Annotated in this window: 6 protein-coding genes; 2 read left to right on the forward strand and 4 right to left on the reverse strand. The window is 63.4% G+C overall.

Translation table 11 applies throughout. The annotated features are described in order from the left end of the window. Window positions 1–289: 289 nt before the first annotated feature. The 4 genes from H3H55_RS34915 to H3H55_RS34930 form a co-directional block, all read right to left on the reverse strand. Window positions 290–529, reverse strand: coding sequence for a hypothetical protein (locus H3H55_RS34915; protein WP_193102731.1), 240 nt, complete (start codon window positions 527–529; stop codon window positions 290–292). Further along, window positions 516–10,946: a neuraminidase-like domain-containing protein gene (locus H3H55_RS34920; protein ID WP_193102732.1), complete on the reverse strand. Its 10,431-nt coding sequence runs from the start codon at window positions 10,944–10,946 to the stop codon at window positions 516–518. The genes H3H55_RS34915 and H3H55_RS34920 overlap by 14 nt, the downstream gene beginning before the upstream one ends. Before the next feature lie 108 nt (window positions 10,947–11,054). Further along, window positions 11,055–19,013 carry a SpvB/TcaC N-terminal domain-containing protein gene (locus tag H3H55_RS34925; protein ID WP_226800692.1) on the reverse strand — a complete coding sequence of 2,653 codons (7,959 nt, stop codon included), beginning with the start codon at window positions 19,011–19,013 and terminating at the stop codon, window positions 11,055–11,057. A gap of 287 nt (window positions 19,014–19,300) precedes the next feature. Further along, window positions 19,301–20,275 (reverse strand): glycosyltransferase, encoded by a 975-nt coding sequence (locus H3H55_RS34930; protein WP_193102733.1) that lies wholly within the window; start codon window positions 20,273–20,275, stop codon window positions 19,301–19,303. Window positions 20,276–20,420: 145 nt separating this feature from the next. Here H3H55_RS34930 and H3H55_RS34935 point away from each other — a divergent pair, with 145 nt between their 5' ends. Next, entirely contained in the window at window positions 20,421–20,711 is a 291-nt protein-coding gene (locus H3H55_RS34935) for a hypothetical protein (protein WP_193102734.1), read from the forward strand. A gap of 47 nt (window positions 20,712–20,758) precedes the next feature. Further along, window positions 20,759–22,396, forward strand: a complete 1,638-nt coding sequence (locus tag H3H55_RS34940) for an asparagine synthase C-terminal domain-containing protein (RefSeq protein WP_193102735.1) — start codon at window positions 20,759–20,761, stop codon at window positions 22,394–22,396. The last annotated feature ends 7 nt before the right edge of the window (window positions 22,397–22,403 follow it).

Raw genomic sequence — 22,403 nt, forward strand, 5'->3', positions numbered from 1 at the left:
TATCGCAACGCGGCCGATCTTGATTTCCGTACGCTTTACCGGTAGAGACCGATCTAGACGCGACAACGCAGATCAATCTACCCCTGAAATAATAATCAATCAAATCAATCGCTTCCTGACAGGTGCTTCCACCGTTCCTCAACAACGCTTCGCCGAGCCCCGGCCGCCTTCGGCGTGCGCTGGCTTGCGCCTCGGAGCCTGCGCGAATGGTAAGGCGACAGCTCGCCGGCCGATCGGACGCTTGGTTGTTCGACCGATTACGGCGTACAGGAGCGGTACGACGCGGATCTCACGCCGACCGCTCGAGCACGGCCACGAACCCGGTTCCCTGCGCAAACAATACTTGCTTCAGCGTCAAATCCGGATGTTCGTCAATCAGCTGATTGACCCGGTCCTCAAGCGCCACCAACGTCACGCCCGTGACAAATTGGTACTTCACTTTCTTCTGGCGGTCCGTTTCGGCGGAGTCGCGGGCGGGGTGCTCCACCTTCCCCTCCCGGATTTGCACTGTCGGCTTACGCGCAGTCATGGCAGCCTCCCTCATGAACGTCGAAAGACGAACCCGGCCGCACGGTCTCGCAACAACGTTCGATGACTTCGTAACGGCACAGCACGAAAACCCGCTCCAGCCCGCAAATGCGATCGGCAAAGTTCAACGTCATCGTATGGCCCGGATGGCAGTTGTCGAGCGGAGCGATACGAAGCTCTCCGCTGCCGTGATACAGCCCCGGCCAATCGACGCTGCTCCTGCATTCGATTTCGAACTCGTCCGGCGAACATTCGCTGTCCGGGTGGTCGACGGTCACTTCGACGAGGTGGCTGCCGCGCTTCACTTCATGCGCGCAAGGGCACGCGTCGATGTGCGGACATTCCTGCTCGCAGCAATGACTGCTGTCGAAGAGCACGGCCACCTTGGTGACTTTGATCGACGGATCACCTGGCAAGTACGGAAACAGCCTCCTTGAGACAGGCAGCGTCATGACGCCTCCCGGATGCGCGTCATCGACGCTGCGCCTCCGCACGCCGTCCTGCATCGCGCTGCGCGAGCGACGCAGCTGCTCCCACACATCGGGAAAGTCGCGATGCACGTCGAGATAGATCCAGCCATTGCCGGGCAGCCTTTCCCGAATGGCCGCGCGAGCCGCATCGCGCAATGCCGTGCCGCCTTCGCGTGACGTATAGTTCAGGTGCAGTACCGTGTCGGCCAACGTATCGAGATCGAAGTAGTTGCTCTCCTGCGGCAGTTCGATGCGCCAGCAGCTGACGGCGCCGGCATATTCGAATGGCAAATGCCGATCGTCGTGGAAATTCAATTCGAACAACCCCGCATCGTTGCGGCCGCTCGACGTCGCAATCGCTTCGCGCGCACCATACAGCTTCACGCCGCGTGGATCGCAGCATCCCGCCTCGTAATGCTCGTGCAAGGGATGACGGCAGCCGCAGGCACCCTTCGGCTTGTCATTGCAGCAATGCGTCACGGGGCAGGGTAGACACGGGTCGATACGCGTCCAGCTATGCAGGAGCGTCAGCTTGCAATGCACGCCCGTATAGGGTCCGGTTACACACGGTATCGTCACGCTGACACTTTTGAGGCGCCGCATATACTGCCCCGGATAGTCCATGTCGAACATCCACTCGGGTATTTCGATTTCGCAGTAGCCGGTCAATCTGAGTTGCAGGAACTGCAATGGAAAATGCAACGCGAGCGACACGTGCTTCGTGAGTTCGTACTCGCGCTGATGGCATTGCAGATATTCCTTTTCCATCCGGTCGAGCGCGAGTTGCAGCTTGTCTCCCGCGAGCAATCCTTCTTGCAGGCCGTTCCAGCTTTCGCACGGCAGGAAATTGCGACCGGTAAAACCGAGCTCGAAATTGAACGCCCGCTGTGCCTGCCGAACGACATGCTGTGCCAGCTCGTACATTTGCCAGTACATGGCCATGCCTTCCTTCTGCAGGTATAGCCATAGCTCGTGACTCGTAAATTTGTCGCGCAAGAGGTTCAGCCTTTCGCGCGATTGCTCGAGCGACTGCTGGTGCAGATTCAATTCGAGCAAGGTCTCGTGGGCCTTTCTCTCCGCGGCGAGGATCTGGATCTCCATCTGTTCGATTTCCAGATCAAGGACCTCGACCTGATGCACCCACTCGTCAAGCCTGCGCTGCCAGCCGGCTTGCGTCAAATCGAGCTGCGCATTGAGGCCGGCGATCTCGCCGATCTCGTTGGTAATGCGAGCGATCGTCTTGAACATGCCGGCGAGCTTGGTGCCGAGCGGAAGCCAGGTTTCTTCGCACGGGAAGCCGACGAAGAGGTCTGGAATCAGCTCCATTGCCTCCGCCACGGCCTCGATCTCGGTTGCCGTGGTGCGCAGCCCGATCTCGTTGTTCATATTGTCCTGATAGTCGAGCTCACCATTGATCAGGCCGACATCGATCAGTCGCTTGGTGTACCGGCGGTTCGTCTGCTGCACCTCCTTGCCCTTGCGCAGCGCCTGTACCTGCCAGTCCGCCTCGCGCCATTGCTGCTGCCGGATATCGACCGTCATGTCGGCCAGCTCTGTCTCGTGCCGCGCGTGCATCTGCGCCAGATACTCGCCGTCGCCGCGTTCGAATGCACCCAGGAGCGCCGTGCCCATTTCGCGCAGGTGCCCCACGCATTCTCGTGCTTTCTGCATCAACACGACGAAGCGATACTGCGTGAGCGGGTGACACCAGGCGTCATCCTCGCAACAAACGGGTTCGTCGCACGGCCGGTGCGGTGCCGGATCGCAGCAGCATGGATCCTGCCCCCAGTACGGCGAGCCGCACGCACCCGCCACATCCGGGTTGCGCAGCCGCTTGTCGCTCAGGCAACGATGCACGAGCGAAAGGCCGTCCCGAACATGGCAATACAACTGCATCAGCCGCGGATTGAGCGGCGGGTTCAATGGCACGAACGTCGCGACGGTCTGCTTGTGCGGCCTTGACGGATTGTGCACGGTCGGTGGACAGGGACCGAGAATGGCCGAAGCGGTGTCGAGAATCAGCCGGGCCTCTTGCGCCGACTCGCGCGAGTTCTTCCGCATCAGCGCGCGCGCCCATTCGACGAGCGTTTCGGCATAAGCGAGCACGATCGCACGATCGCGAGCAGTCTGTGCGGAGATGTTCGTGCTATCGCAGCACATGTCGAGCGGCGCACGTCCAGGGCCAGGCACATCCCCGCCGTCGGTCGAGGACTCATGCGTCGCCGACGGCTGCTCCGCCACCGCAACGTCGGCCGGTTGCCCGGCCACATCGACCGTTCCCAGGGTGCCGCCGCCCGGCTGGTTGCCCGTGCTGCAATGCACCCACATATTGTCGGATTGCAGAGGATTGCGCACGAGCTCGTACCACTTCAGTGCCGGTTCGAAATGACAATGGCAGCGCAGCGCATCGGCAATTTCGATCGACGGGCTGAACATCGATTCGACGAAAAGCCGCTCGCCGGGCTCGACGAAAACAAAATACGGGTAGGCCGGCAACCCGGCGGGGCAGGAACTCGCGACGGGCGTCGGATCCGCCACGAGCGGCAGCGTCACGCACCTATCCACGGCCATGTCGTAGCGGAAGCCCGGGGCCTCCGTACCGTTGTAACCGACGGGCGTGGGCGCAATGCCGCCGGTCACTGCGAAAGTCAGCGAGTCGTCCAGCCTCCCGACGTAGGTCAGGTCAGGCGTCGCGCCGGTAGACAGCTTGACCAGTCCAGCGGAATGGCGCGGCTGCTTGAATTCGCCGTTATGCACTCGGCACCACGCAAGCCGCACGGCCGATTCCGGCTTCCAGTCGAGAAGCGTCGGGATCTGCTGCGGGTCGTGCCAGTAAAGGGAGATCTGTTCCGACGGGTCGTAATACTCGTCCTGGAACGGCTCGTCGAATGTCTGCGCCGGCACGAGCCAGAAATAGTATTCGTCGACGAGTGGCGGATGCGCGCAGCCACATTCGGTGCAGCAACCCGGTTCGGCGTGAAAGTCGCTCGGAACGAACGCCGCCGCGGCAGGCGGCACGCCACCGGCGGCAACGCGGATGAAGCGCACGCCAAGACGGATGGCCGCTTCGATCCAGAACGGCGGCTTGTCGGACGCGGCTGCAGGTGACGTGCTCGAGGCCGACGTCGCGACGACCGCGCCCGCGGCACGCGTGTCCGCGACGCGAGCGATGGTGGGCGATGAGGGATTGTTCGAGCCTTGGGGTGTCCCTTGAGGCGTACCGGAGTCAGGCGCGAGCCACGAGGGTCGGGCATCACGCTCGGGTGTCCCCAGCACGCCGAGCCCTTCCCTCGGCGGCGTCAGCAAGCGCAGCGAAGAAGGCGTGCCCTGTTGCAGCAGTTCGACCGCCGGATGCGCTGGCGGCAGCGACGCCGCCCAGTATTCCAGGCCGCCGGGTGCGGCCAACGTCAGCGTCGAGCGGCGCAATTGATCTTCGAGGAACTGGAATGCTTCGATTCTGCGCGCCTTTCTCAGCTCGTCCCACGCGATCCAGTTTTCTCGGTAGAGCGTCCTGCAGCGGCAGCTCTCCCAGACCCTGTAGCTGGCAAACACGTTCTTCCACAGACTCAGGAACGACGGTCCGATCGCCCAGTCCTCCAACCCCAGCCGCGCGCGCTGCACGAACGTCTGCACCGCCGTGATGCCTTCTTCGATACGGCTGGCCCTTTCGCAGAAGCCGGCTTCGACGTCAATGAGGAGGAGGGCGCTCAACGCTTCAGGCGACTTCGCGTAGCCACCCCACGGCAGCGGCACCCGATTCATTCCGCACAAATACGCGAGCAAATGCGCGCGTGCATGCACGCGCAGGCAATCGTTGATCTTTTGCAGATCGTTGTAGCGGCGCAGATCGGGTTCGTCGGGCTCGATCATCGCGTTTTCGAAAAGCCGCACCAGATTGACATTGCCGGTTTGCGCTTCACCGGGCACCAGCGCGCCCGGGTCGTCCGACGCCCATAAGTCCGGCCGTGCAAGACGAATGTCGTTCGGCGGGCAACGTTCGACAAGTTCGTCGATCCAGTGGTCGGCATGCCAGACCCTGACGGCCCATCGATCGTCCCTCAGGTCGTCGCTGTCGATCTTGTAGACGGGTGTCGTCTGCGTCGAGAAATACGACAGCACGCAGGGTGCGTGATCCAGGTCGACGTCGAGATGGCGCAGCAGTTGAGCCGGGTTGTCGGGCTGCTTCTCAGCCGCTTGTTCGAACAACAGCCAGACGGGTCTTGCGCGCGCCCACGTCTTCTTTCCGCTCTCGTCTTCCCTTTCGTCCGTGGACCCGCGCATTCGCGAGTAATCGAACATCCGCTCCCACCAATCGAACAGCGCCTGCGTGCGCTGGCTGCTCGGAAGGGTGCGTTGATCCTGACTCGCCGCCGGTGGTTGATAGTAGTCGAGGAGTGGCAGCAGGTTCATGTCGAAATTGGCGGCGTGCCTGACAAAACCCGGATTGCGGTAATAGCTGACGCCCGCGAACAAGTCCGCATGCGCGAACATATAGCCCAGCTCGGACTGCCCGAACGGCTTCGCCGGATGGCCCGTGAGCGCGAAACGATGCGCGAAAAGCAGCGCCTTGAACGCGCGTTGGTAAGTACGACGTATGTCGCGCAGCGTACTCGTGTATCTCAGGTACAGGTACTCGGCAACGCTGCTGCCCTTCGGAAAGCTCATTTTACCGATGAGCTGTTCGTCCTTGCTCGTGCAAAAGAGCTTGTCGAGCGGCAGCACCACGAGCTGCCCGTGCGTATCGGCGCCCGAATACTTGACTTCGAAGCCGGTATGCAACGGACGCACATCGTCTTCGCCCGCAAACTGCGGTTCGTTCTGGAAAAATTCGACTTCGAGGTTGTATGCGCCCGACTTCAAATGCAGTGTCGAACCGCTTTCGCCGGGTTCATCTTTCCAATGATGTGACAGCACCGCCCACGTCTTCTGCCCGCGGCTCAAGGTGACTCGCCAGCGGCGCTCCGGATTGCACTCGCGCGCGTCTTCGCCGCCTTCGCCGTTCTCCTTGGCTGCGTTCCCGCGCGGTACGCCGGCTTCGAAGTGGTAGCGGCCTTCCTCGTCGACCATCAGAACGCCACGCCACTTGATATGAAAGCCGGCGGCACCACCGAGCTCGGTGCCGCGGCGGTTCTGAATCGCGAAACCGTTGCGCACGCCGAAGAGCTTCAGTTGCTCGGGAGAAAGGCTCAACTCGAGCGCCGGCAGAATCGTAGGCAATGGCGCGTTCTTCTCGTTCTTCTCCGTATCGAACGCCCGCATGTTCGCGCGGAGCTCGCGCCAGACGAGCTCACCGCCGCTGGTGTGGAACTCGCCCATCAATCCTGTTCCGACGAGTCCTAGCAGCGCCGCAAACGCCCCGCCAGACGGCAACGGCTTCCACATGACATCGGGTATCGCACCCGAATCGTTTTCCCACGAAGTCAAACCGCGGTTCTCGTCGCCGAAGAGGTGCCGCAGCATCAGCCATGCCGTTTGCGTTTCGTGCGGCAACGGCGCGTCGGTGCAACCGCATAGCGACGCGCTCGCGACGGCACCGACATGGCCGACCAGATGCGCGGCAATCACATGGCAGCGCTTGACCATCAGCGCAAACCGCTCGCGAAACCAGTGCCAGCGCCTTTCTTCGTCGTGCTCGGCAATCAGATGTTGTTCCGCCGCCGCGAAGTCGGGGAACAACATCGCAAACGGCGCGAGATCGACGCGCGGCATCGCAAGCAGGTTCTGCACGGCGTGTTGCTCGTCCAGCGTGAGGTCGCGGACGTGCACGAGTTTTTCGATCACGGCGCGATCGCTCAGCGGAAGCTGCGTATAGAGCTCGCTGGTCGCCGCATCGAATCTGAACGGACCTTCCGCCGGCGTATTCCACATGTCTGGCGATGCCGTCGTCAACGGCGTGCGGTATTGCCGATCCGTCGCCCCAACGGCAACACCGGCGCGCTCCAGCGTGCGGGGGAAGAAGTGCTTGCCGAGCGACGTCAGGTAGTCGGTGCCGCCGGGCGGCACGGCATAACCGAACTCCATCTTCAATGCGCTTTCGATCCGGTGCCACGTCCAGTCATGAATCTCGCTTTCGTCAACGGCGACTGCCAGCAGCTTCTTGCGCAACGCATCCAGGCTGTGGCCCTGCGCACCTTCTTCGTTACGCGCGTGGTTCTGTCGCGATTCTTCCTCGGGCAGATCGAAGGGATGGTCGAGCGATTCGTTGGCATCCTGCAGCGGGAACGGATCGTCGCCGTCGAGATGCGGCTCTACCGAAAACAAGTACAGCAGTTCGCCGATGCCGAAACGCGAGGCGGTGATTTTCGCGAGGACTTCGGCAAACCGCAGCGTATGGGTCGGGACGGCATGCCAACTGTCCTTCGCGACGGTCGTCGAGAATCCGGCCAGTGCCGACAGTGAATCGAGGTTTTCGACCAGCAGCTTGATGAAATGGGGCGGCCGTTTCGGGCAATGATCGATGCGTGTCTGGGAATAGCGCATGACTCGATCGACCAGCTGGCGCACAGCCCAATTCCACTTCGCCGCCGGTGGGGCCGCCGCCCATAGCGCGAGCAGATGCGTCCGGTCCGCGCCATGTGCACCTTTCGGTGCCGTGCCATCGGTCAGACGCAAGCTGAACTGGTCGCGCAGAATCTGGAACGATGCCAGTTGACGGATGAAATCAGGGTTGATACTGCCGCCGATGAAAAGCTGAAGCACCTCGCAGATATCGCAAAGCTGAGTGAACGTGTAGCGCGCTCCGCATACAGCCCCAAGCTTGCGCCACAGTCGCAGATATACCGCGAGAAACCTCAACGCATCGAGAGGATTCTTGGGGTCCTGGAAAACGATCCGGTAATGCTCGGGGCAGCAGGGCTCGCAAGCGGGTAGCAATCCCGAGTTCTCGCCTCCACTCGTCGCATCCGTGCCGGCAGGCGCGTTGGTATCGCGCTGCCTTTGCTGCTGCACAACGGCGAACCGGAAGCAGTTCGACTTTTGCAGCTCGACGAGTTCGCAATAAGTCAGGCCCGTGCGCTTCAGGAATTCAGGCAACCGCAGTACGACGTCGACCCAATTGAAGCCCCCCGGGTTCGCTACGGGAAAGCCATACAACTCATACAGCACCAGTTGGCCTGGCGTCGGTACGAGCGCAATGTCGTGGGTGAACAGAAGCGCATACTCTTCGGGATTGATGCCGAGATATTCGATGCCGATATCGATCTTTACCGGGTATCGCCACAAATGGCTTTGAAACGTCGGCGCAACGACCGTCGGGTCGAGTGCGAATTCGGTGATCTCCTTTCTGAAGCCGCGCATCGCCGCAAAACGGCACGATGAAAGCGCATCGAGGTACGCACGGTTGACGTCGAGAGGCTGCGCATACGGTAGCGCGGGTGACGAAAAATCGGTTTTCAGCGCGTCGTACGCCGCCCGGTTTGCAACCGGCGTGGCCGGCGAATTGAATTCGGACAACGCGCGAAACACACTGGCTGGCGGTTGGCATTTGTCCGTATTCTCGACCACGTCGGCGCACTCGTCCGCGGAGCACAGCTTGTGATCGTTCAGGTGATGTTCGGCCGTGTTGTAGACGCTGCCGGAAGCCGGTGGCGCGACCAGGTTTTCGAGTTGCTCGATGACGATGTCGACGAGCGGCAGCGGCGTCATTGCGTTTGCCGCGCTCACGTCCAGCAAGCCTGGGTCACTGCGGCGGGCGGCCATTGCCTCTTTGAGCGTCGGCCTGCCTTGATCGGGCGGCGCAGCGGGCGTCGCGCAGGTCGAATTCTCCGAAAGCCGCAGCAGTTCATGCAAATACTCGACCGTGCCCGTAGGCGACAGGTAGCACGGCGGCACGCAGTTCTCCAATCCACCGGGGTTCACCGGCTGGAACGGGCCGGGTGGCGGCGGCGCGGGAGGATTGACGCCGCCTGCCGCGCTCCAGATTGCATTGGCCTGATCGAACGCGACGGTCCCGCGCATCGCATCGGCAAAATCCGCCTGGTTCAGCCGGTTGATGTCCATCGCGCTGGTGAAGCCGCGCGCATACAACGCTTCGGCGATGGAAAACGCCAGGCTCGGCACGGGCGGCATCACATTCGATGCAACGCCGGCCAGTTGACACAAGGCATTCAACACCGTGACGCGCTGAACGAGCCACGCCTGCGCCGATGGGTCGCCGGGCAACGCCGTCTGCGCGGCAGCGGTCACGTTCGCATCCACGAGTGCGCCCGCGCCGAAGGAAAAGGTGCCGCCCACCAGCGCCTGATAAGCGCTGACCCAGTCGGCAATGACGTCGGCCGTGGGCAAATCGAGCACCGGTGCGGCGGGCGCGGCGGCGGACGGCAGTGTCGCGATCCCGAACCCGACCGCGAAGAATTTCTGGACGCGGCGAATGAATGCCGCCACGCGCGCTTGAGCCGTTCCCGGCGCAGTGAAGGGCGGCAGCAGCACGATGTTGGGCGGCGTGCCAAACAGATTGTTCCAATCCGTGACCGACATCAGCGACAGTTGGCTCACGCTCGTCACGGGAATGGCACGAATCGCAGCGATCAACGGCTGGTGGTCGTTCGTCACCGCCGCGAGGTCGAGCGAGAGATAGGCGTTCGGCTGCGCGGCGATTTCCGGTGTCCAGAACCCGGCGGTATCGTCGCCAGGGTGATAGTCGCGCCAGTTGGCGGCAGACGGATACGCAAGCCAATCATTGACGAGCGGCGTGAGCGTGGCATCGACTTCGCAGTGCGGCGCGGTCGCGTCGTATTGCACGCCGGGCACGAGTGCCGCAATCCGCCGAGCCGCCTGGGCCGGATTGACGGCAAGCGAATCGCTGATCGTGCCGGCATCGACTGCCGACGTCAGCGCAGGCAGCGTACGTTCCTCGTTGTCGCGGCATGCGAGTTGATATCGCTGCTTCGCCGACATCTGCATGGGCAGCATGATGCCGAGCGCATAGAAATACTCGGCCGGCACCTTGAATGCGGGCGCAAGGGTACCGCCGCCGCTTTGGACCAGCACGACGTCGGCGCTGCTGATCGTTGTGGTTGGACTCGGTACACCGGGGTTGACCGGAAAGACCAACAACGCCATCTCGGCGTCGATGCTCATCTTTTCACAGGCCATCGCGCAACCGAGTGCAAACGTGTAGCGGGCCAGCCGATCGACGTTGGCGTTATGCGTCGCGTAATAGCTGTTCAGGTTGCCTTCGAACTGCTGCCGGTTCTGTTCGAGCTGGTTGCCGATCGTACCGTCGTTCGGGGGATTGGTATATAACGCGCCCAGATCGTCGAACCCGGTCGTACCGCTCGCAGGCGCCGCCGGTAGCGGATCTTGCGGGCCCCAGATGATTTCATTGGCGATATGCGTCGCCTGGACGGGCGTGATGTCGGTGATGGCGGGCACCGGCCCCTGATCCGCGGCCAACACCGTTTGCACGGCGGTTTTGAGCGATTCGAAATCGGGTGCCTGCCCCTGGCTCAAGTCGATTTGGGCGAGACCGGGCGACAGCGGGCGAGGGAGCGGCAGATAGATCCCGACCTCGCTGGCCGGAATGGCAGGATACGTTGCCGGCGCGGGCAACGCGCCGACGGTCACGACGTTGACGTCATAGTAGACGAGTTTGCTCGCGATCTTCGCGCCACCGCGGCTGATTTCGAGCCGGACGTCGGGCGTCACGTATTCCTTGTATCCGGCGGGCAGCGTGATCGGGATCACCGCCGTTGCTTCGGATTCGGCGTAAATCGTGAGCGGCAGCGGTGGAATCGGCGGCGTGTAATGCTGGACGATGGTCGTGCCCGGGTCGGGGATCGGTGGCGCGGCCGGTGCCACGAATGCGGCATCACCGATATGCTGGCCCACGTTGGGATCGCCGACGCTCAGATCGAAGGCCGAGATTTTCAGGCCGGTTAGAAAATCGCTGAAACGCGTGCCACCGATTGGTGTGTCCGGGTGGAGCCGGATCACGAGTATTTGCGGCATGGTCTATCTCCTCGGCACAAATCGAGCTGTCGCCCGGCGTTTTGTTTCGTTGAAGTCGACGTTGCTCAGCAGTAGCGGCTCACATGCCTTGACCTTCCCGGCGCCGCATCAAGGGGGGGACTTGCTTGTTTGTCGCGTCACGACATTCAAATATTTCCCTTTCAACTCTTCTGTTTTGATCGAGTTTCCCTGTTGCGTAAATCGATGCCATCTAATGGCGCTATAGCGCAACGGCGTCGAGCTTCGCTGGTCCGTGCCGTATGATGTGACCCCCTTGCTGCCGAAGACTTCGAGGCCAGTCATTTTTGCGAGCCGATAAGCGAAGGTGTCCTCGATCGGTCCGGTCCATGTGGACCCGGGATGCGAACCTTCTTTACCGCCAGCAGTTCTGCACCCTGCCAGGACAATCGTCGCGGCCTCATCGAACACGATCTTCTTCTCGTCGATCAATTTTTTCAGGTCCGACAGTTTGGCCCCGCGCGTGGCGTCGAGCGGGGTGCCGGGGGCCGGCTTGTCGGTGTACAGACCGGCGCCAGCCCCTTCACCGCCCACGCCAAAGGGCGTGCCATGGTGCACGATCACGAGTTCCTTGATCGTTCCAGCGTTCTGGAGCGCCTCGAGCAACGCTTTGCCGGAATCGACTTTCACGACGTCATAACCTGCGGCTTTCAGCGCCTTCTCAGACGCTTCAAACTCATTTTGCGACTTATGATAAGCACTCCATTCCTTCTGGCTTGCCTTGTATTCTTTCAAATCTTTAGCGTATTTCTTTTTTGCTGCCTCATACGTTTTCATGCCTTCCGAGAATTCTTTATCGGCTTTACTCTTGTCCTTCTCGTATTTCGCCTTATCTTTATCTGAAGCATTCTTTCCGGGAGCTTTGACCTTCGTCTTATGAGGCTTGACGGGCGCCTCGGGTTTGGGGAGTTCCGTTCTAGTCGGCCTGGTTTCGTTGTGCATGACGATGGCGAGTTTTTTGCCGCTCTGGCCGTCAGGATCGACGAAGCCCGCCGGATTATCGAAGCAGTATTGGTAGAGGTTGGGACCTTCCTCCTCGCCGGCCGGATCGCAGGCCGTCCATCGCCCGAGCCACGGCGCGTAGTACCTCGTCCCGTGGTAATACAACCCGCTCTCCTCATCCCGCTCCTTCCCCGTGTACCGATACCGCTTCGCCGTCTCCATCTGGCTGCGCACCGCCTGATAAGTCGAGCTGCCGTAGGGCGCGTATTCCTCGTAAGAGATGATTTGCGCCTGCTCGTCCAGTTCCACGCAACTCGACCCAAGGTGATTGCCGAACTGGTAGCGGATGAGTTGTCGTGGCGCCGGGTCGTCGCTCGCCGTGTCGAGCGTGCGCGTCTCCACCAACGCAATGCGCTGCTTGTCATCCATCACGTGCAGCGTCGTGCGCTCCAGCTTGGCGGTGTGGGTACCGATGGAGCCGCCGTGCCTGCGGAAGATCTCGAAGCCGCCGAGGTAGATGCGCTCTTCGGTGAGACCCGGCGCCTTCGCCCACACCTTGCGCATGCGCTGGCCTGAGGCGTCATGCACGTAGTAGGCCGTGCCGCCCCCTCCCAGATCGGCCTGCCGCAACTGGTCCTTGTAGTCCCAGTGCATATTCGGCCCGGGCAGGCCACCGCCCAGGTGCGGCATGCGCAGCATGTTGCCGTGGGCATCGTGCATGTAACTTTCCGGCTGCGGCGTGTTGCCTGCCGGGTTCAGCGTCGTGCGGGTCAGGCGGTTGCCGGCCTTGAGCAGCGCACCGCCGTTACCGTCTTCGATCAGGCTCGGATCGAGGTAGTCGTACGCGCGCGTCCAGCCCGCATGTGCCGGACCGCTGCCGCGATGCTGCATCTGCAGGAAGTTGCCGACGGCGTCGTATACGTAGCGCTCGATGTACGTCCCCATGGCGTTGCCGTCGTTGGGGGCGAAGCGCCCCGCCGCGTCGGCGCTGACCAGGCCCACGCGGCCGGCGTCATTGGGCGAATGGGCGATGGGCGTGCCGCCCCGGCCCAGGTGTTCGCGGCCAGTGGCCTGGATCAGCCGGTACAGGGCGTCATAGACGTAGTCGTTGCTCGGTTCGACGCGCTTGTTCCTGAAGTAGATCGTCTGCTGCGCGTCGTCCTGGATGTGGGTGATGTTGCCGACCGGGTCGTAGGTGTAGTGCAGCTTCTGCAATTGCTTGCCCGGCCAGCCGGCAACGGGCGGCCGCGGATCGTCGGCGGGGAAGTCCGCCGCCTTGCGCCTGGTCAGCAGTCGATCAAGTCGGAAGGTGAGCGGGTCGTAGCGATAGAAGGTGCTGGCGCCGTTCTTGTAGTCGATGCGCAGGCGCTGGCCTTTGGCGTCGTAGTCGATGTCGGCGACGCCGACCGGCGATGGGGCTTCGTTGGCGGTGTCCAGCAGTTCGACGGGTTCTGCCGCGCGCTCCAGCCACACGTCCACCCGTTCCAGCAGGTTGGCCTCGTTGAACACCGGCTGGATGACGTTGAACTGGCCGCGTCCCAGACTGCTGTGCGGCGGGATGGACTGGACCGGGCGTTCGAGTGCGTCGTAGCGGGTGCTGCTCTCGAAGCATTCATCGTCCAGCCTGGGATTCAGCAGCCAGTTGGGGATGGCGATGTAATCGCTGACCAGTTGCCGCGTGCTGCGCAGCAGGTTGCCCTTGAAGTCGAAAGCCTCGGTCGGGTTGCCGGTGGCATCGAGCCGCGCGTTGATTGCCACGCCCGCGGAATCGGAGTGCCGATAGATGCGGGTGCGCAGGTTGAGCACTTCGGCGTTCGGCAGTGTCTCGCCGTACTCGATCTTGTCGACCAGGATGTCGAGGTCGAGCGTACGTGGGTCGGACTCGCTGGTCGTGCCGTGCACGGTTTGCTCGGTCGGGCGGCGCAGCGCGTCGTAGCGGGTGATGAAGCCATGGCCGCGGCTGTCCCAGGCGCGGATGGGTTTGCCGGTCACGTCGTTGAGCATCCAGCGTGCACCGGCCTCCATGCCGAGCTGGTGGATGCGGTGGCTCAGCATGTCGAAGGCGTAGCGCACGACGATGCGGCCGAGCGCGTCGCCGGCCTGCTGGATGGCATCGCGCACGGCGCGCTGGTTGCCTTCGATGTCGAGCTCGATGCGGGTGGCGAAACTTTCTTCGCTGCCGTCGAGGTCGTGGCCGGGGCAAACGACGCGGTTGCGCGCCACGGTCAGGAAGGGGCGGCCCAGCACATCGAAATGGGCGGTGGCAGGTGTGTCGGCATGCGCTTCGGCGCGCAGGGCGGCGTTGCGTTCGTCCACGCCCAGGGCACCGCCTATTCGCTGCGCGCGCCAGGTCTGCCAAGTGGCCGGTTGGGTCCTGAAGTATTCGGCGACGTAGCCGTCAATGTCGGCGTCGGTGCGCGGGTCGCCGGTCTGCGCGTTGCGCGGCGCGCACGTGTCGTTGACGTCGTAGGTGGTCTGCTGCCACGGGTCGAACACCACCTTCTCATAGGTGTGGTTCGGGTGCAGCGTGGCGACGACGCGCTCGACCGGGTCGTAGAACAGCACCGGGCTGACGCCGATGCTGACCGCGAACTCGAAGCGGTGGGTGTCGGTAAAGAAGGGCTCGAACTCGCGAACCGGCTTGCCCTTGTTGTTGAAAATCGTCCAGCCACTGCCGACCCAGCGCGGGCTCGCGTCATCCGGTGTCGTCACGGGCTGACCATCCGCGCCGATGACGATCCTGCCAGTCGTGTCGCGCTGGGGCACCGGACCGGGTTCGGCCTGGATCTTCTTCTGGATCTCGCGGCCGAAACCGTCGGAGTACGAAAAGCTGAGCTGGATCTTCAGGCCCTGCGGTGGCAGCGGCGCGCTGACATGCGTTTCGCGGGCGAGCGTGGCGGCACAGGCCGGCTGCCACTTGTCCGGATGGTCGGGGTTGGCCTGGCGAGTACGGCGGAAGCGGTTCAGGTCGTAGACGATGCGCGTGGTCGCATCTTTCAGTAGCCCCACGGCGGCGGCATGCGGATCGTCCGCATCGAAGAAGCCGTCGAGCCGAGCTTGCGTGAGGTCTGCAACGAAGCCGGCGAGCGTGTCGCCTTCCACCGGCGCGGGCAGCGGTTTGCCCATGACCGCGGTGCCCACCACCATGCCCAGCGTATCGAACGCGACTTCGGTCCGGTTCCGGTTCGGGTCGCCGACCAGACGCGGCTGCAGCACGCGATAGTCGTTGGCGTGGACGGTCACGCGGTTGCCAAGGGCATCGCGGGTCTCCGTCATCAGCAGGTCGTGGGCGTCGAAGTCGACGAAGGCGTGCTGGCCGAACGGGTCGCGGTAGCGGCGCGACACGAAGAAGTGGTGCCGGGCCTGCGCCAGTTCGGCAGAGGCGCTGTCGGCGGGATTCGCGCTGTAGAAGGATTGCCCCGAGGGCACCCACCAGCGATCATCCGCATCGCTCGCCGGAAAGCGGCCATCCGCCTTGAGAATCCGGCTTCGCAGGTAACCGCCCCGGTTGCCGGCCTGGCCACCCAGCACCGCGTCGGGATCTGGAAGCAGAGGCTCGTCGGCCTGCCCCTGGCGTGGACGCTGGAAGACCTGGTCGAGCAAGCCGTCAGTGAAGGCGAGCTTGTAGCTTTCGCCGGGCAAGGCGCGCGGTTGCAGCTCACCAAGCGGGAGGAGGTCGCAAAGGTCGTCGCGCCGATAAAGCGTGCGTAGCGCTTCGACGGGGCGACGGCGCAGGCTCCCGGCGGCGGTGGCCTCGTAACCGACTTCCGGGGCCGAGAACTTGTGACGCAGGCGGCCGGGAGCGGCGGGATCGGGCTCGACGAAATCGGAGGCCCGATAGCGACCGGCCGGGCCCGTGGCCGTGTAGCCCGTCAGCTCGAAAGTCGTCGCCTCGCAGGACAACGGATTGCGATGGGCGTCGGACGATCCGATCGCGTTGGTGACGCGGTTCTCCGTATAGGTGAGCAGCGCCGTTGTCTGGCGGTCGCGATCCCATTGCGTCCACAGCGGCGAGAGCCGGCGCCCGTAGCCGATTGCGGCCTGCTTGAGTACGTTGCCGAAGTCATCGACTTCCAGGGTCAGCGTGTGCTGGATGCGCGGATCTGCCGGATTGCGCTCGTAGTGATAACTCAGTGCCTCGTTCACGTGGCTGAAAAAGACCGCGTGGAGGTTCGCGCCGCGTTTCTGCAGGGCGCGGATGGTGAAATTCTGCTCGGTGACGGTATAGGGCGTGCGGGCGCGCTGGATCTGCTGCGGCGTCGCGCCCGGGTGATCCGCGTCGTCGGCATAGACCTCCTGGCGCAGCATGGCGCCTTTGAGGGCACGGCAAGCCTCGCGCGCTTCGTCCGGCGTCAGGTCCGCCGGGACAGTGGAGTCATCGAGCAAGAGCGGCCGCGCGGCTTCGACGGTCAGTCCGGGTTCACGGAAATACTCGCTTTCGAAGTGGCGCGAGAGGCGTTCCCAACCGAGGTAGACGCCAGTGTGGAACCAGGTCCTGGTGTGCACGGGCGGCACATGCGATGCAGCGGCGACGTTATCTGCCGGGACGCTGCCGTCGGCGACGGCTGCGAACTGTTCCGTGTCCCATTGCTCCACCATGCCGAAGCCGCGGAACTCGCGCTCCTCGCCGTCGAAATAGCCATGGTGGTAGGCGTAGCGGCTGGTGAAGCGGTTACGGCTGATGTGGTCGTAGGTTTCCACGCGCTCGACCACGTGCACCGGGAAGGGCAGCCGGGTGATCCACGGTTTGCCGTCGCGCTTGTCCTGCAGGTAGAACCTGGTCGAGGGGGCATAAGCGACGCGCGTTTCCGCGCCAAGGTTGTTGACGGTCCTGACCAGCAGATGGGCTTTGAGGCCACCCATCAGGTTGACATAGCGCATCGGCCGGCGCGCATCACCCGGCAACGGGGAGGACCAGACCAGGCAGGCGGTGCCGTTGCCGAGCAGGTCGGTCGGGACGATGCTTGCGAGGTCATCGATGCGTGGAAACACCTTCAGCGTGTGCGGCTGGCTCCAGCCGTTGCCGGACTGGTTGAAGTACAGGCGCACGCCGTCGCGGTGGAGATAGATGAGGTCGGTGGTGCCGCTGCCGTCGATGTCGGCCAGGTGGATACGCGCGTGGTCGAACTGGTCCGGGTTGTCGAAACAGGGCGCGTTGTCCATCGTGACCTTGGCGCCGAAACGGCCATAACCCAGGTTGGGCCAGTAGCAGGTTTCGCCGTTGCGAATGCGGCAGATGTCGGTGAGGCCGTCGCCGGAGAGGTCGGCCAGGTAGATGGACTCGGTGCCATCGGAGAAGACGACGCGCGGGCCTCTTTCCTCGTCCAGTTCCTGTGCAACGCGGCGGGCGGGACCGAAGCCCTCGTCGGCGAGTGACGCATGCCAGACGAAGGCGTCGTCTTCGGTGATGAGCACGTCGGCGCGGCCATCGCCGTCCAGATCGACGAATTTGAGGTTCGGGTCGCGCGGGTCGAGGTTCACGCGCGAGGTGAACGGGCGGAAGGGCTGCCAGCCCTCTGCGTCGTCATGCTCGTACGAGCCGGGGACGGGATCGTCCATGACAACGACGTCGAGCTGGCCGTCGCCCGCGAGATCCATGAAGTCCGCCCCGCTGCTCAGGGCCACATCGGGCTTGAGCGCGACGTTTTCGAGCGGCGCGAACGCCGCCGTGCTGGTCAGCGGGCTCAGGTTGCGCTTGTAAAACCAGGCATCGGCCTGCTCGGTGAGGATGCCGGGGATCCCTTCGCCGTGCAGATCAGTCCATCGGTAGGCGTTGCCGTTTACGCCAACGGGGAGATTGTCGAGACTCGACGGATCGACTTCCTCGACGGTCTCCTGCACGGTGGGCTTGCTGTATTCGAACTGTACCGGAGGCAGGCTGCGACTGTCGTAGCCGCCATTGTCGCGGCGGTAGCCGGTCTGCGCGACGGCTTCCAGAAAAGTGTAGACGGGATTGATGGCATCGGTGGGGTTGACTTCGTCCGGGTAAGTGAAGTCGGTCGAGCGCACGAGGCAATTCCGCTCGACGCCGACTTCGCCTGGAAAATGGTGGAACATCAGGACGCGCTGGCAGAGCCGATAGGTGCGCACCTCAAACCCTGCGCGGTAGGACGAGAACGGATCCGGTCGTGAGGGCCAGGGCTCGGCGTCGTGGGGGGCCGGCGCTTTGGCGTCGTGTTCGCCGTAGTCGAAGACAACCTCGAAGTGCCACGCATCGCTGCCGTCAGGCGCGTGGGCGTCGGGAGGTTCCGGCCAGGCCGCGTCGGCCTTCAATTCCGGAAAGTAGGGCGAGCGATTGCCGTAACGAATGCGCTTCAGATAACGCTGCGCTGAACGGGACCGATGGGTGCGGTTACGTTCGCGGGCCCTGGGCAGGTTGGTCCCGGCCGAATCCTCGAAAACTTTTGCCGAGTCCTCCGCCTTGTAGCTGTAAACGGCGACGTTGCCCTTGTCATCATTGCTTTGGCAGATCAGCCAACTGAAGATGCGGCTTGGGTCTGCCGGATCCGCAATACGGCTATCGGCCGTCTTCCCGTACCAGGCGGTGACGTTGTCATGCGTGATGGACCGCCAGAACACCTCGGTCGCGTCGGTCGTGTTTGTCCATCGCTCGATGTGCGCAAACAGGCCCTCGATGCGCGGTCGGTAGCGACGGATACGGAAGATCCGGCCATTTACCGTTCTGGGTGGAAGCGCTTCCCGCACCCAATTGCCGGCGGCATCCTGCACCAGGACAGGCACCAGGTCTTCCGCGCCGGAAACGATGAAAACGTCCGAATCGACCGTGTCGCAATACTGCGGCAACCCCTTGTCGGTCTTGCGCGTGACCGACGGCAGGGAAAGGCTCCAGCCGAAGCCGAACGGGCCATTCCCGGCGCCGGAGTCGTACGAGAGTGATAGTTGAGGACCGAAACCGGAACGGCCCGGGCTGGTAGCGATCGGCACCGTCATCGATCCCGTCCCGGTCACCGGATTGGCGGCGAATTTCTCGCCGATACCGCGAATGGCACCGCCGCCTTTGGGCAGCGTTAGTGCAGGCGTGCTGACACCGGGTGGGGCGGCCGCCGCATGCTCGTCGTCTTCACGTCTTCGCTGAAGATTGGCCAAGATCCCACCCTTTCAGTCGTCTCCGTTTTGATGGCGCCAAGGCCATCGACTTCAACGATACGTGCGCCCTGCTTATGACCTTTCAAAAGCAGATATGCAACGGAAAGTGCTCGAGGAATGTTGTCCATTTATAGGCGAGGAATACCGCTTCTAGCAAGGAGCCGGCACTTGCAATCCGGGTGGGTGAAACCGCGACATGAAAGATTTACCTGTTTGTCGTGATTCTTCTTTCCGCCGCATTATCGAATGTGCCGGGCGACTCGATATCGCGCTGGCGTGAACGCACGCTACCGTGCCTGGGTCCGTTCGCGAATCCAGCGCAGACGCTCGCGCGGATAGGGCCCGTAACAGCTCTCGTCGACGAACAGCGCCTGCGCGATCCCGGGCAGGCGCTTGTGCAGCGCTTTTTCGAACCAGCCGATGGCGAGGTCGGCACGCCCCATGCCGAGCGCGACATCGCCCAGCACGCAGCATGCCTCGGCAAGCGCGGGATCGAGGCGATACGCGACCATCGCATAGCGGCGGGACGCCTCGAGGTCGTGCATCAACAGCGCGCAGGTGGCGGCACCCAGCATGGCGGTGTAGCGGCCCGCCTGGAACTCCGCCTGCCGCCAATAGCGCAGATAGAGGGGAATGGCCTCGGCATGCCGCTTTGCGAGCCTCAGCGCGCGCGCATGATAGAACACTGCCCGCAAATCGTCGGGATCGTCGCGCAATGCCACCGCGCAAAGACGCAGATCGCGCTCGACCGCCGATTCCTTGCCCGTCTTGTCCGGCTGGTTGGTGAGCGTGGCGCAATCCGTCCGGCACGTCGGCTCCCGCAGCGCGATCCATTCGTGCACGCGCCCGTGCCACGTCGACCACGGCTGCTTCCGGAACACTCTCGGCACATACCAGCGCGTGCCGCCCGACAGGATCACCAGTTCGATCGCCTGCAAATCGCGCCGGCGGATCAGGCGCCGCCACTCGGCGCGATCGCGTATCGCCAGCACCTCGTCCGCATCGATCGACAGGACCCAGCCATCGCGCACCATCGCCAGCGCCGCATTGCGCGCTGCGGCAAAGTCGATCAATCTGCCGCGCGCGTCCGCGAGCGTCGGCATCACCTGCACCCGGGCGCCGAATTGCCGCGCGAGATCGACGGTCCCGTCGGTGGAGCCGCTATCGACGACGCAGCATGCATCGACCCACGGCATCAAGGACGTCAGGCATCTCGCCAATACGCTCGCTTCGTTGTGGACGATGAGGCAGGCGGTCAGCATTGCTTGAGTTATGCGAAATAACGGAACTTCAATTTATATCTCCTATAATCGTTCCACGCAGTCATCACGCAACGATTACCGTGATGTTGCGGCGCGTCGTGTGTTGACGGGGGTTCCCTTCACATCGTCATGGAAAGGAGCAGACGTGGCAACCACAAAGAAATCCAATAAAGTTTCCGCCGTTAAATCCACCAAGCCCGCCGCCAAGCGCGGCAAAAAGGCACTGACCATTTCCATCGATCTCGACGCGCTCGAACAGCTCTACAAGCGGCGCTATGAAATCACGCTGGATGGCGGCGACACGAAAGGCGGATCGATCCGGCGCGCCGAAGGCGACACGAAAGGCGGCATCATCATCCGGCCCGCCGAGCGACGCACCAGGACAGCCGCGAAAAAGCCCGCCGCGAAGAAACGCGCGACGAAAACCAAGGCCTGACCCACCGCGCGCGCAAGCAGACCTTGTCGATGCGAGGCGCGGCGGCGTTGACCGACGCGGGCTGTGCCGCACTGCGTGAGCGTGCGCGGGACGCCACGCCGATCGGCCACGGACAGACCGACTGGCGTCTCGACCCGCGCGACGAACGCATCGCCTGGGGCGCGACATCGCCGGACGACGATGACGACGACCTCGACGTCTCGCGTGACGAGCAAGATGCGCTGATCATCCGGCGCGGGTTGCACGCGCGTCGTCCGCTTTATTTCCGCATCGGGCGCGACAGCATCGAATGGGATCGGGATCCGCAGCGGCTGGTCCGGACGCTCGGCATCAAGTGCGAACTCGATGTCGGCTCGCTGCTGCATCTGCTGTGGCGAGGCCGGCCGCGGGCGGCGCATGCGCTTCTGCAAGGCATCCAGTCGCTGCAGGTCGGCGAGGCGCTGATATGCGAGCCGGGTGCGCCGCCCGTCGTCCGGCGTTTCGCATGGCCCCTTCAAGCCGCTTCGGTATCGCACGATGCGTCCTGCCTTCAGGAAGAGGCGCTGTCGCGCCTTCGGGCGTCCGTCGATCACGTCGCCGACGCGGCGCGCGACATCGCCCTGTTCCTCTCCGGCGGCGTCGACTCGGGATTGCTGGCCGCGCTCCTGCGCGAGCGCCACGCCGTCACCGGCTATACGATCGCCTTCGACGACGACTACGGTCTCAACGAAACCGACTACGCGGCCACCGTGGCGCGCATCACCGGCATCCGCCACCGGATCGTCCATCTCGACGTCGACCACGCGCTGCAACTGCTGGACCGCGTCCTGGACGCTCCGTTTCCGCTCACGGCGCCCGCCGCCGTGACCCATGCCGCCCTGATCGAGGCGACCGTCGCGGACGGACACGCCATCGCGGTCTCCGGCCTGGGCGCGGACGAATGTTTCGGTGGCTACCACAAGCCCCTGACGTGTCTCGCAGCCCAAATGCATCATCAGCGCCGGCTCGGCGTCGACCTTCCCGGCTTGTACGACCTGCCGGCCGCGCGCCTGATGGGTCTCGACGACGTGCTGTTCCTCGGCATCGCGGAATTCTTTTCCGTCGACGAGATGCGGCGTCTGAGCCGGGATCCGCAGGCCGTCGACGCGTTGCTCGCGGATGACGTCGCGTTCTATCGGCAGTTGCTCGCGGTCAAGCCCAAAGCGCTGCCGACGGAGGCGATGTCCGCGCACGAGTATGTGTTCCGGATCGGCGAGCTGCTGCTGCCGGCGCTCGCCGACAATGCGCTCATGCACGGCGCCCGCCTCGATTTCCCGTTCCTGCGCCAGGATGTCTACGGCTGGGCGTCGGCGATCGATCCCGGCCTGAGCTATTGGTACGAGGCGGATGCATGGTGGGCCAAGCGCCTGCTGCGTCAGGTCGCCGGTCGTTACCTGCCGCCGGAGATCGTGATGCGTAAGCGGCAAATCCTGCTCGCGCCGATCGCGCATTGGCTGCTGGACTCACGGTTTCGCAAGCGGGTCATCGATGAGGTCGCCGATTCCGACCTGTGGAGAATCGCGCCGCTGACCACGCGATTCCGGACCGCTCTGTTGTCGAGGCTGCGCGCTTATGACCATGTCGGAGACGACGGCCGGTGGCACGAACAGCTATGGGTGATCCTGGTTCTGTGTAGCTGGATCAATCGCCATTCTGCGTCGAGGTAGGGGAGTG

Source organism: Burkholderia sp. Z1 (genome assembly GCF_014893795.1).
In the GTDB taxonomy this organism is placed as follows: Bacteria; Pseudomonadota; Gammaproteobacteria; order Burkholderiales; family Burkholderiaceae; genus Burkholderia; species Burkholderia theae.